Genomic DNA, 11,988 nt, shown 5'->3' with positions numbered 1-11,988 from the left:
GCAGGCTTTTCATGCCGCCGGACAAAGCAGGCATAATACCGCGCCTTTACCCGTCAACCGGTAGCCCCGTGAACCCAACGCCTGCTCTGAATACCATGCGCCCCTCGGCTTGTCCGGGGTTGCTGCGTATCGTCCAGGCGCTGGATGGCGGGATTTGCCGGATCAAATTGGCCGGCGGTTCTATCACCGCCGCCCAGGCGATTGCGGTGGCGGACGCGGCGCAGGCCTATGCGGGCGGGGTGATCGAAGCCACGAACCGCGCCAACCTGCAGATTCGCGGGATTGGCGCCGAGGAGGATGCATTGATCGCGATGCTGCTGGCCACAGGGCTTGGCCCCAGCAACGCCGCCGGCGACGATGTGCGCAACCTGATGCTCAGCCCAAGCGCCGGTATAGACCCGCAGATGCTGTTCGACACCCGCCCACTGGCGGATCAGGTCCTCGCCACCCTGCAAAATCATCCACGTTTCCATGAACTGTCGCCCAAATTCGCCGTGCAACTCGATGGCGGTGAAGCCCTGGCGATGCTCGAGCATCACCATGATCTGTGGCTGTCGGCGTTTGAGCAGGCGGGCGAGACACTTTTGGCCTTCGGCCTGGCCGGTTGCCCAGGCTTGGATGCACCCTTGGCCGCTGTGCGGCTGGAGCAAGGCCATGCCCTGGTCGTGGCCGTGCTGGAAGCGTTTCTCGACCTGGCGACCCCGACGCAAACCCGCATGCGTCATCTGGCTGTGGATAACTTACTGGCCCATCTGAGCCTGCCGTTACTGCCGGTGGGTGGGCTCAAGCGCCCGGCCAGCGGGGCTTTGTTGCACCTGGGCACTTATCCACAGCGGCAAAAAAACCTGTTCTACGTCGCCGCCGTTGCGCCGCTGGGGCGTCTGGACTCGAGCATGCTTAGAGGCGCCGCGCAGTTGGCCAGTGAGTTTGGCGACGGCACGTTGCGTTTCACGCCGTGGCAGGGCGTACTGCTGCCCAACCTTAACAACCATGGCGCCGTGACAGAAAGGTTGGAGCAATTGGGCTTCCTCTGTTCAGTCGACCAACCGCTGGCACGCATGATCGCCTGCACCGGCTCAAGCGGCTGCGGCAAAGGCCTGGCCGACACCAAGGCCGATGCCCTGCAACTGGCCGCGCTGCAACCTGGCGCCGAGGTGCACCTGTCCGGCTGCCCACGCTCCTGCGCCGCCGCACACACCGCGCCGGTCACCTTGCTGGCGGTAAGCCCCGGCCACTACGACGTCTATTTTCGCGAGGCAGCCCAACCCGGTTTCGGCCGGCTGCACGCACGCACTCTTTCCATTGAAGCGGCGGGCGCCCTGTTACGCGGCCGCACACGGAGCAACACCGATGATTGATTACATCCGCGACGGTCAGGAGATCTATCGCAACTCCTTCGCCATTATTCGCGCGGAAGCCAGGTTGGAGCGCATCCCGGCCGACTTGGAAAAACTCGCGGTGCGGGTGATTCATGCCTGCGGCATGGTCGACGCCATCGACGGCCTGCAGTTCTCCGAAGGCGCAGGCAAGGCCGGGCGCGATGCGCTGGCGGCCGGCGCGCCGATTTTGTGTGATGCGCGCATGGTCTCCGAAGGCGTGACCCGCGCGCGCCTGCCGGCCAATAACCCGGTGATCTGCACCTTGCGCGACGACAGCGTGCCGGCGCTGGCGCGGGAGCTGGGCAACACCCGTTCGGCTGCCGCGCTGGAACTGTGGCGTCCGCACCTGGAAGGCAGCGTGGTGGTGATCGGCAACGCACCGACCGCGCTGTTCTACCTGCTGGAAATGCTCGACGCCGGCGCGCCGAAACCTGCGTTGATCCTCGGTTTTCCGGTGGGCTTTGTCGGCGCCGCTGAATCCAAGGCGATGCTGGCGGCCGACAGCCGTGGCGTGCCGTTTGTGATTATGCAAGGCCGCCTGGGCGGCAGTGCGATGGCCGCCGCAGCAGTCAACGCCTTGGCCACGGAGGTCGAATAATGCCGGCACGCGGACGTTTGATTGGTCTGGGCGTTGGTCCCGGTGACCCCGAACTGATCACCCTCAAGGCACTGCGCCTGCTGCGCGAGTCGCCGGTGGTGGCGTATTTCGTGGCCAAGGGCAAGAAAGGCAATGCTTTCGGCATTATCGAAGACCACTTGGTGGCACAGCAGACCTTGATGCCGCTGGTGTACCCGGTAACCACCGAAGTGCTGCCGGCACCGATGTCTTACGAGCAGATCATCAGCGACTTCTACGACAACGCCAGCCTCGACGTGGCCGCGCACCTGGACGCTGGCCGTGATGTGGCGGTGATCTGCGAAGGCGATCCGTTCTTCTACGGCTCCTACATGTACCTGCACGACCGTTTGGCCGAGCGCTATGAAGCCGAGGTTATCCCCGGCGTCTGCTCAATGCTCGGTGGCGCCTCGGTGCTCGGCGCGCCGCTGGTGTATCGCAATCAGAGTTTGTCGGTGCTCTCCGGCGTGCTGCCCCACGACGACCTCAAACGTCGGCTGGCGGATGCCGATGCGGCGGTGATCATGAAGCTGGGGCGTAATTTCCCCAAGGTGCGCCAGGTGCTGCAAGAGCTCGGCTTGGCCGAACGTGCGCTCTACGTTGAGCGTGCAACCATGGCTAATCAGAAAATAGTGCCGCTGGATCAGGTCGACCCGGCGTCTTCGCCGTACTTCTCGCTGATCATCGTGCCGGGCGAAAGGTGGCAAGGTTGATGCGTCCGGCGATTGTGATTCTCGGCCAGGGCAGCCTGGCGACGGCGCGCAAGATCGCGCAGGTTTACCCTGGCGCGCTGATCCACGGCTTGGCCGGGCGGGTTGAAGGGGCGGACCAGGCTTACAGTGAATTCGGCGCGACCCTGCGTCAGCTTTACCAACAAGGCACGCCCCTGATTGCCCTGTGTGCTGCGGGTATCGTGATCCGCACGCTGGCGCCGCTGCTGCTGGAAAAAGGCGAAGAGCCCGCCGTGTTGGCCGTGGCTGAAGATGGCAGCGCCGTGGTGCCGTTGCTCGGCGGCCTGGGCGGTGTGAACCTGATGGCGCGAGAGATTGGCGCGGCACTGGGCGTCGCTGCGGCGATCACCACCAGCGGCGAGCTGCGTTTTGGCACTTGCCTGCTCAACCCGCCTGCGGGTTATGCGTTGGCGGACCTGGAACTGGGCAAGCGGTTTGTCTCGGACCTGCTGGCCGGCGAAAGCGTGCGCATCGAAGGTGTGGCGCCTTGGCTGGACCAGGCGAATTTGCCGCAGGATCAGCATGCACGTCTGGCGATTCACGTGGGCAGTGCCGAGCGCATGCCGGCAGCCAATGAATTGCTGATTTATCCGAAGACGGTGTGTGTCACCTGTAAGCCAGGGGTGGATTTGGCTGGGCGGGTACGAGCGGCTTTGCATGACGCGGGCATCGCCGTGCAATCCCTGGCCTGCCTGTTGGCCAGCGACACGCAGATGGCCGACGCCTCGTTGCAGCAAGCTGCATTGGCGCTGGGTGTGCCGTTGCGTTTTGCACAGGTGGCGCAAGACGCGGACATCGTGATCACCGTGGCAGAGCAACCGCTGGACCTGTCGCACGTCGGCCGTGCCCGTGGCCGCCTTGCCGTGATCGGCCTGGGCCCTGGCGCGGCCGAGTTGATGGTGCCGGCGGTGAAGGCCGAGCTGGCGCGTTGCACCGATGTGCTGGGTTACGAAACCTATGTGCGCATGGCCGGGCCGTTCCGCGACGATCAGGTGCAACACTGCACCGACAACCGCGAAGAAATGCAGCGCGCTCGCCATGCCTTCGAGTTGGCCGCCCAGGGCCGTTCGGTGGTGGTGGTGTCGTCTGGCGACCCTGGCGTATTTGCCATGGCGGCGGCGGTGCTTGAGGCCTTGCATGAATCCAGCGACCCGGCCTGGCATCAGGTCGAACTGGAGATCCTGCCGGGCGTCTCAGCCTCGCTGGCCACGGCCGCGCAGGCGGGTGCGCCATTGGGGCATGACTTCTGTGTGATGTCGCTGTCGGACAACCTCAAGCCCTGGTCGATCATTGAAAAACGCCTGGACCTCGCGTCCCAGGCCGACCTGGCGCTAGCGTTCTACAACCCGATCTCGCGTTCGCGGCCGTGGCAATTGGGGCGCGCCCTGGAAATCGTCGCGTTGCACCGCACGCCCGAAACACCGGTGGTGCTGGGACGTGATATTGGCCGCCCGGGCCAGACCCTGCGTGTCACTACGCTGGGGCAGTTGACGCCTGAGCAAGTGGATATGCGCACCATGGTGCTGATCGGCTCGTCCACCACCTGCGTATTCCCCCGCACCGGTGGCGGCGAATGGGTGTACACGCCGCGCTGGTACGGCGAGAAACCGGCGTCCTGAAAACAGCCCGCGACAGGTAAGAAAGCTCCGAGTAACGCTGGGTGAAAACCTGCTGTTGTTCGGGGCTTTTTCTTTTTTTGTCGATGAAAAAAGGAAGGTCTACCGGTATGCCGCGTTATTGCTGGGGGACGTTTTTTCGACGCGTGCGCCAAGCGATGTTTGTCGTCTGGAAAGCGCGCCAGCGGCTGGACTAGTGTGAAGACAAGCCCCATGTGGGGTGCTTGTGGAGAACTGAAAAATGGAGCGACATCACAAAAGGATCATCAGTGCTAAAAGGCGCAAGTTGATTGCCGCCTACAAGCTGCCGGGGGCGCCGGGAGCCAAGCGCCCGGCGCCGCTGGACGCGGAAGATGATAGCAATGCCGCCGTGGTGAACAACGGCGTGATCTCGTTTATCGAGGGCATGTCGGCGCTGAACCGTGAATACATCCGTAAAAGCTACCTGCTGGCCAGCAGTTATGTGAGTGATGTGTTGAAGGTTCAACGAGGCAGCGAGGCGTGGTATGACGAATTTATCAAGGTGATGGTCAGCCTGGGCTGGTTGCCGGTGCGCAGCGCTTTTGAGCGGGTCTCAAGCTCCGGAAAAGGCCTGACGGTGCAAGTGGCGGCGCTGAATGTCATTGCCGCGCTGGCGGCGGCCTCACTGGCAGGGCCATTGCTGGCGGCGCTGCCGAAACTGGCGGCGGATGCGTTGCAGGCCTTGAAGCAACAACCTGCGTCGTTTGAGCTGTTCAAGCGCAACAGCACGGTGCACCAGGGCGGCGATTTCGGCCTGGCGTCCTGTGCTGAAACGGGCGGTGAACTGATGATGGTGCTGGCGACTTACAGCACCCACGGTGTGAGCAAACAGATGGGCCTGCCGTTTCTGGAGTGGGACAGCTCTTCGGTCGAGGCTTTCAGCGGCCAGACTTGCCTGGTGCTCAATACCTCAGTGGTCAACGAAAAAACCATCCAGCTGATGCGCGAGAGCGCCGGTGACAAGGTGCAACTGGCGATCGCGAAATACCGGATTTAAGGCACCAGGTAACCGCGCACACCGGTAAAGATGATCTGCGCGGCCAACGCACACACGAACAACCCCATCAACCGACTGACAATCTGCAAGCCCTGGTCACCCAGTATGCGTTCGATACGGTTGGACAAATACAGCACCACACCGACCGTGAAGCTGGCCAGGGCAATGCTGACGATCGCCATGAACTTGTCATCCCAGTGGGGCTGGCTCACGCCCATCACCAAGAGCGCACCGATGGTGCCGGGGCCGACCGTGAGCGGGATGGTCAGCGGTACGATGGTCACGTCCTGCTGCACATTGTCGGTCTGCACCGCGGACTTGCCCTGGGCCATGCCCAGCGCCGAGATAAACAGCACGCTGCCGGCGCCGATGCGAAAGGCATCCACGGTGATGCCGAACACACTGAAAATCACCCGGCCGAACAGGTAGAGCAACACGCTCGACACCAGCGTGGCCAACGCGACCTTCCAGGCCAGGCGCCGCCGCTCTTTACTGGAGTAGCCACGGGTCAGGCTGATAAAGCAGGACAGCACAAAGAACGGGCTGTAGAGCACCAGCATTTTCAGGTAGACGCTGAATAACACGTGGAGCATGGGCGCGGCTCGCGGGCGGGGGAGGTGGGGAGAGTCTATCAGGCGACGCAGATCAAATGTGGGAGCTGGCTTGTTGTGGCAAGCCTGCTCGCCACAGTAGCCTGCTCCCACGTGTTCCAGGTTCAAGACGGGGCGTGTTCGGGGCGTTGCTGACGCTGCGCCACCCAAAACTCCACCAGCTCACGCAACTGCGACAATTCCACCGGCTTGGCCATATGCCCATCCATGCCGGCCTGGCGTGCGCGTTCTTTATGTTCCGTCAGGATATGCGCCGTGAGCGCCACCACGGGCGTGCGAATGCGCTGGTGGCTGACTTCCCACGCGCGCAATTGCTGGGTGGCAGAGAAACCATCGAGGATCGGCATTTCGCAGTCCATCAACACCAGGTCATAACGCTGGGCCTTCATCGCCTCCAACGCTTCTTCGCCGTTGCTGGCGGTGTCCGGGTTGAGGTTGAGCTTGCCGAGCATGCCGCGAATCACTTTGGTGGAGATGCTGTTGTCTTCAGCCACCAGGATCTTGAAATCACTCGGCACGGTCACTGCTGCCGGCGCGTTGAGCACAGGGCGCGGCGCAATTGCGCCTTTGCTGCGCTGAGTCAGTTCGTCGGCCAGGGTGGTCTTGAGTGTGTAGCCGGCCACCGGCTTGGCGAGGATGCGTTTGATCCCGCAGTTGCGCGCGATGATCTTGCTCGGCGCATTGCTGATGCCGGTGAGCATGATCAGCAGGATGTCGTGGTTCAGGCTCGGGTCTTCCTTGATCTTCGCCGCCAGTTGCATGCCGGTCATGCCGGGCATGTTCTGGTCCAGCAGCACCACGTCGAAGTAGTCGCGCAGGTGCGCTTTGGTGCGCAGCAGCGCCAGGGCTTCTTTGCCGGACGGCACGGCACTGACGTTCAGGCCCCAGGCGGTGCATTGCTGCACCAGCACTTTGCGGCAAGTGTCATTGTCATCGACCACCAGCACGCGCGCGCCCTTGAGCGGCCCGTCGAGGTCGGAGGTCGGGTGTTCCAGGCGTTCCGGGTCCAGTGGCAGGGTCAGCCAGAGGGTGCTGCCCTGGTGGCTGCCGCTCTTGATGCCGAACTCGCCGTTCATCAACAGGATCAACTGGCGGGCGATGACCAGGCCCAGGTGGCCGCTCAGGCGCGTGGCCGAGAGGAAGTTCTTGCTGTGCAGTTCGCTGTGCAGTAGCGCGTCGCGTTCGGCGGCGTCCATCGGCAGGCCGCTGTCTTGTACGGCGATGCGCAGGCGTGGCTTGGTGCTGCGTTCGTCGAGGGCGACCACGATCAGCACTTCGCCTTCATCGGTTTTTTGCAGGGCGTTTTCCAGCAGGCTCAACAGCGCCTGGCGCAGGCGTGTGGGGTCGCCGCTGATCACGCGGGGCACCTGCGGCTGGATAAAGCTGATCAGTTCGACGTTCTGCTGCTCGGCCTTGGCGCGGAAGATACTCAGGCAGTCATCGATCAGCGCGTTGAGGTCAAATTGCACATCGTCCAGTTCGATCTGCCCGGACTCGAGCTTGGAGATGTCGAGGATCTCGTTGATCAGCGTCAGCAGTTCATTGCCGGCGCTGTGGATGGTCTGCACATAGTCACGCTGCTTCACCGACAGCGGCGTGCCCAGCAGCAACTCGGTCATGCCCAGCACGCCGTTCATGGGGGTGCGGATTTCGTGGCTGATCTTGGCCAGGAATTCGGCCTTGGCGGCGATCTCGGCGTTGCTGGCTGCCAGGTCGCGGCTGAGGCTGAAGCGGGCCTCGACAATGGCGCGCTGGCGTTCGCCCAGGGCCAGGCTCATCAGCAGGCCGCTCAGGCAGATAAAGCTCAGCAGGGTCACGATCAGGCCTTGCGGCGCCACCAGCGTCAGTCCCAGCAGGGCGGGCAGGATGATCAGGGTGCCGATGTTGAACACCACCATCGCCACCACAAACAAGCGCGCCGGCCGGTAGCCTTTCTGCCAGTGGTAGGCCGAGACAAACAACATGCTCAAGCCCGCCAGGGCGACCAGCGCATAGGTGATGATGTTCAGCGGCAAGGTGTTGACGAACAACAGCAGCAGGCCACACAGCACGATCAGCAGGATGTCGGCCATCAACAGCTTGTTCAGCGGGTGCGGGCCCAACGGCATGAAGAAGCGGTAGGCAAACATCAGCCCGCACGGTGCAGTCAGCAGCAGCGCGAGGTAGGCGCCCGGGGTTTGTACCGCGTGCCAGTTCGGCAGCCACGGCCCCACCAGGTTGAGCAACAGCGCCAGGCTCAGCACCAACAGCACTTCGCAGGCCGCCAGCCACAGGCTGCTGCGCGAACGGTGATAGGCGAAGCGTGTAAGGTTGTGCAGGATCAGCATCAACAGGCAGCCGAACAGCAGGCCGTAGATCAACGTCTGGGTCTGGTCGGCGGCGGCGAGCACGGCCGGTTCCAGGGTGATGAAGGGGCGCAGTTCGTGTTCCGAGACCAGGCGCAGGTACACTTCAAGGGGCTTCTGGCTCTGGGGCATCGGCAGCATGAAATCGCTGCTGGGCAGCGGGCGTTCCGCCTGGGGCTGGCGCGTGCCGGTGCTTTGCTGCTCCACCAGCATGTCGCCGTCGAGCACATACAGGTTCAGGTGCGAGAGGTCCGGGGCGAATACGCGCAGCACTTGTTCGTGCTTGCCGGGTTGCAGCTTGAAACGTACCCACAACGCACCGTCCGGCTGCGCGGCGGTAATCCGGTCGAGTTCGATGGGGCTGAATTGATTGGTGTAGCGGGCGGAGCGGATGTCGCTCAGCTGCAGGTCGGCCTGTTCATCAAGCAATACTGCCCAGCCACTGCCTTGTGCGGCGGCCTGGGCCGGGAACAAGCAGAGCAGGGTCAGCAAGCTGACGGTAAAACCTATGGCGATCCTGAGCCAGCGCACGGCGAAATCCCTTCGTAGGTTGATGCACGGGTTAACTATGCGCGGGGCGACATGGGTACGGCAAGGGCCAGAGGCCCTTACCTAGCCGAACGGATAGCTACGCAAGCGTAGCTGTTCAGTTGTTCTCGCCGCGTTCACGGGCAATGGCGCGATAGCCGATGTCCGTGCGGTAGAAGCAACCTTTCCAGTCGATTTTGGCGGCCAGTTTGTACGCCTGCTGTTGCGCGGCGTCGACACTGGCACCCATTGCGGTGGCACACAATACACGGCCACCTGCGGTTACAACTTTGCCGTCCTTGAGCGCGGTGCCCGCATGGAACACCTTGCCTTCCAGCGTAGCAGCCGCGTCCAGGCCTTCAATGATATCGCCCTTGGCGTAGTCGGCAGGGTAACCACCGGCCGCCAGTACGATGCCGACGCTCGGGCGCGGATCCCACTGTGCTTCAACCTTGTCCAAGGCCTGGGCCAGAGCGGCTTCCACCAGCAGCACCAGGCTCGATTGCAGACGCAGCATCACCGGTTGGGTTTCCGGGTCGCCGAAGCGGCAGTTGAACTCGATCACTTTCGGGTTGCCGGCTTTGTCGATCATCAGGCCTGCGTAGAGGAACCCGGTGTACACATTGCCTTCATCGGCCATGCCGCGCACGGTTGGCCAGATCACCAGGTCCATCACGCGCTTGTGCACGTCGGCGGTGACGACCGGGGCAGGGGAGTAGGCACCCATGCCGCCGGTGTTCGGGCCGCTGTCGCCATCGCCAACCCGTTTGTGGTCCTGGCTGGTGGCCATCGGCAACACGTTTTTGCCATCGACCATCACGATGAAGCTGGCTTCTTCGCCGTCGAGGAACTCCTCGATCACCACACGCGAGCCTGCATCGCCAAACGCGTTACCGGCGAGCATGTCGCGCACGGCGTCTTCGGCTTCCTGCAAGGTCATGGCGACGATCACGCCTTTGCCGGCGGCCAGGCCATCGGCCTTGATCACGATCGGTGCGCCTTTTTCACGCAGGTAAGCCAGGGCCGGCTCAATCTCGGTGAAGTTCTGGTAGTCGGCTGTCGGGATCTTGTGGCGCGCCAGGAAGTCCTTGGTGAAGGCTTTCGAACCTTCCAGCTGGGCGGCACCGGCGGTAGGGCCAAAGCAGTCCAGGCCACGGCTGCGGAACAGGTCCACAACGCCGGCAACCAGTGGTACTTCCGGGCCGACGATGGTCAGGGAAACATTCTTTTCAGCAAAATCGGCCAGTTGCTCAAGGGCCAGCACGTCGATAGCGACGTTTTCGCACTTGGCTTCAATGGCGGTGCCGGCGTTGCCGGGGGCGACGAAAACCTTCTGGACGCGTGGGTCCTGGGCAACTTTCCAGGCCAGGGCGTGTTCACGGCCACCGCTGCCAATGATCAAAACATTCATTTCAAAAACCTCGTTAGGATGATCGTTCCCACGCTCTGCGTGGGAATGCCTTTACGGACGCTCTGCGTCCGAGGGACGCGGAGCGTCCCTGGCTGCGTTCCCACGCGGAGCGTGGGAACGATCAATCAGTGGCGGAAGTGGCGCATGCCGGTGAAGACCATCGCGATGCCCGCTTCATCAGCGGCCGCGATCACTTCAGCATCACGCATCGAGCCACCCGGTTGGATCACGGCGGTCACACCGGCTTTCGCGGCGTTGTCCAGGCCATCACGGAACGGGAAGAACGCGTCGGAAGCCATCACCGAACCCACAACCTGCAAGCCTGCGTGCTCGGCCTTGATCGCGGCGATACGCGCCGAGTTCACGCGGCTCATCTGGCCGGCGCCGACACCGATGGTCTGGCGGTTCTTGGCGTAGACAATGGCGTTGGACTTAACGTACTTGGCCACTTTCCAGGCGAAGATCAGGTCGTTGATCTCTTGCTCGGTCGGCGCGCGTTTGGTCACGACCTTCAGGTCTTCGCTGCCGATCATGCCGATGTCGCGACTCTGTACCAGCAAGCCACCGTTGACACGCTTGTAGTCCCAGGCAGCGGCGCGGTCCGCCGACCACTCGCCACAGGCCAGCAGGCGCACGTTGGCTTTGGCGGCGACGATGGCGCGGGCCTCTTCACTGACGGAAGGGGCGATGATCACTTCGACGAACTGGCGCTCGACGATCGCCTTGGCGGTCTCGGCGTCCAGCTCACGGTTGAAGGCAATGATGCCGCCAAACGCGGATTCAGTGTCGGTGGCGTAGGCCAGTTCGTAGGCCTGGCGAATCCCGCCTTCAGCGTCCGGGCTTACGGCCACGCCGCACGGGTTGGCGTGCTTGACGATCACGCAGGCCGGCTTGACGAAGCTCTTCACACATTCCAGCGCAGCGTCGGTGTCGGCCACGTTGTTGTAGGACAGTTCTTTACCTTGCAGCTGGGTCGCGGTGGCGATACCGACTTCGGCAGGCTTGGCCTCAACGTAGAACGCCGCGCTCTGGTGCGGGTTCTCGCCGTAGCGCATTTCCTGGGCCTTGATGAACTGGCTGTTGAAGGTGCGCGGGAACTGGCTGCGGCCTTCTGTGCTGAGGGTCTCGGCGGCCTGGTTCACAGTGCCCATGTAGTTGGCGATCATGCCGTCGTAGGCAGCAGTGTGTTCGAACGCCTTGAGCATCAGGTCGAAACGCTGGGCGTAGGTCAGGCCGCCGGCTTTCAGGCTTTCCAGTACGTTGGCGTAGTCGCCGGCGTTCACCACGATGGCCACGTCTTTGTGGTTCTTGGCTGCCGAGCGCACCATGGTCGGGCCGCCGATATCGATGTTCTCGATGGCGGTCGGCAGGTCGCAGCCTGGCTTGTTGATGGTGGCTTCGAACGGGTAAAGGTTAACGGCCACCAGGTCGATCGGCTTGATGCCGTGTTCGCTCATGATGGCGTCGTCGATACCGCGACGACCGAGGATCCCGCCGTGAATTTTCGGGTGCAGGGTCTTGACCCGACCGTCCATCATTTCCGCGAAACCGGTGTAGTCCGCGACTTCTACTGCGGCCACGCCGTTGTCCTGCAGCAGTTTGAAGGTCCCGCCTGTGGAGAGGATTTCCACGCCAAGGGCTTCCAGCTCCCGGGCAAATTCGAGGATCCCGGTCTTGTCGGAGACACTGATCAAGGCGCGGCGGATCGGCAGGCGGGTGGTCTGGTCGGTCAT

At 62.9% G+C, this 11,988-nt stretch carries 9 protein-coding genes; 5 read left to right on the top strand and 4 right to left on the bottom strand.

Annotated features, from left to right (window positions below):
* The first annotated feature begins 11 nt into the window (after positions 1–11).
* From cobG to BFP92_RS18795, 5 genes are all read left to right on the top strand, one after another.
* On the top strand, positions 12–1,358 hold the full coding sequence (gene cobG, locus BFP92_RS18815; RefSeq protein ID WP_065930620.1) for a precorrin-3B synthase: 1,347 nt from the start codon (positions 12–14) through the stop codon (positions 1,356–1,358).
* Positions 1,351–1,977: a precorrin-8X methylmutase gene (locus BFP92_RS18810; protein WP_065930619.1), complete on the top strand. Its 627-nt coding sequence runs from the start codon at positions 1,351–1,353 to the stop codon at positions 1,975–1,977. The genes cobG and BFP92_RS18810 overlap by 8 nt, the downstream gene beginning before the upstream one ends.
* Positions 1,977–2,708, top strand: a complete 732-nt coding sequence (locus tag BFP92_RS18805) for a precorrin-2 C(20)-methyltransferase (RefSeq protein ID WP_065930618.1) — start codon at positions 1,977–1,979, stop codon at positions 2,706–2,708. Before BFP92_RS18810 ends, BFP92_RS18805 begins: the two co-directional genes overlap by 1 nt.
* Positions 2,708–4,345, top strand: a complete 1,638-nt coding sequence (cobJ, locus tag BFP92_RS18800) for a precorrin-3B C(17)-methyltransferase (protein WP_065930617.1) — start codon at positions 2,708–2,710, stop codon at positions 4,343–4,345. The genes BFP92_RS18805 and cobJ overlap by 1 nt, the downstream gene beginning before the upstream one ends.
* Positions 4,346–4,583: 238 nt before the next feature.
* The gene (locus BFP92_RS18795) at positions 4,584–5,360 is read left to right on the top strand and encodes a hypothetical protein (protein WP_065930616.1); all 777 of its coding nucleotides are present in this window, start codon (positions 4,584–4,586) and stop codon (positions 5,358–5,360) included.
* Here BFP92_RS18795 and BFP92_RS18790 read toward each other — a convergent pair.
* The 4 genes from BFP92_RS18790 to purH all read right to left on the bottom strand — a co-directional run bounded on the left by BFP92_RS18790 (position 5,357) and on the right by purH (position 11,988).
* A complete protein-coding gene (locus BFP92_RS18790) occupies positions 5,357–5,953 on the bottom strand; it encodes a MarC family protein (protein ID WP_017136752.1) in 597 nt (198 codons plus the stop codon). The genes BFP92_RS18795 and BFP92_RS18790 overlap by 4 nt on opposite strands.
* Before the next feature lie 122 nt (positions 5,954–6,075).
* A complete protein-coding gene (locus BFP92_RS18785; protein WP_065930615.1) occupies positions 6,076–8,847 on the bottom strand; it encodes a hybrid sensor histidine kinase/response regulator in 2,772 nt (923 codons plus the stop codon).
* Positions 8,848–8,962: 115 nt separating this feature from the next.
* Positions 8,963–10,255: a phosphoribosylamine--glycine ligase gene (gene purD, locus BFP92_RS18780; RefSeq protein ID WP_058419482.1), complete on the bottom strand. Its 1,293-nt coding sequence runs from the start codon at positions 10,253–10,255 to the stop codon at positions 8,963–8,965.
* 125 nt (positions 10,256–10,380) lie between these two features.
* Positions 10,381–11,988 carry a bifunctional phosphoribosylaminoimidazolecarboxamide formyltransferase/IMP cyclohydrolase gene (gene purH, locus BFP92_RS18775; RefSeq protein WP_065930614.1) on the bottom strand — a complete coding sequence of 536 codons (1,608 nt, stop codon included), beginning with the start codon at positions 11,986–11,988 and terminating at the stop codon, positions 10,381–10,383.

The organism is Pseudomonas sp. 58 R 3 (genome assembly GCF_900006605.1).
Lineage (GTDB): Bacteria > Pseudomonadota > Gammaproteobacteria > Pseudomonadales > Pseudomonadaceae > Aquipseudomonas > Aquipseudomonas salomonii.
This window is presented reverse-complemented; position numbering and strand designations above follow the sequence as displayed.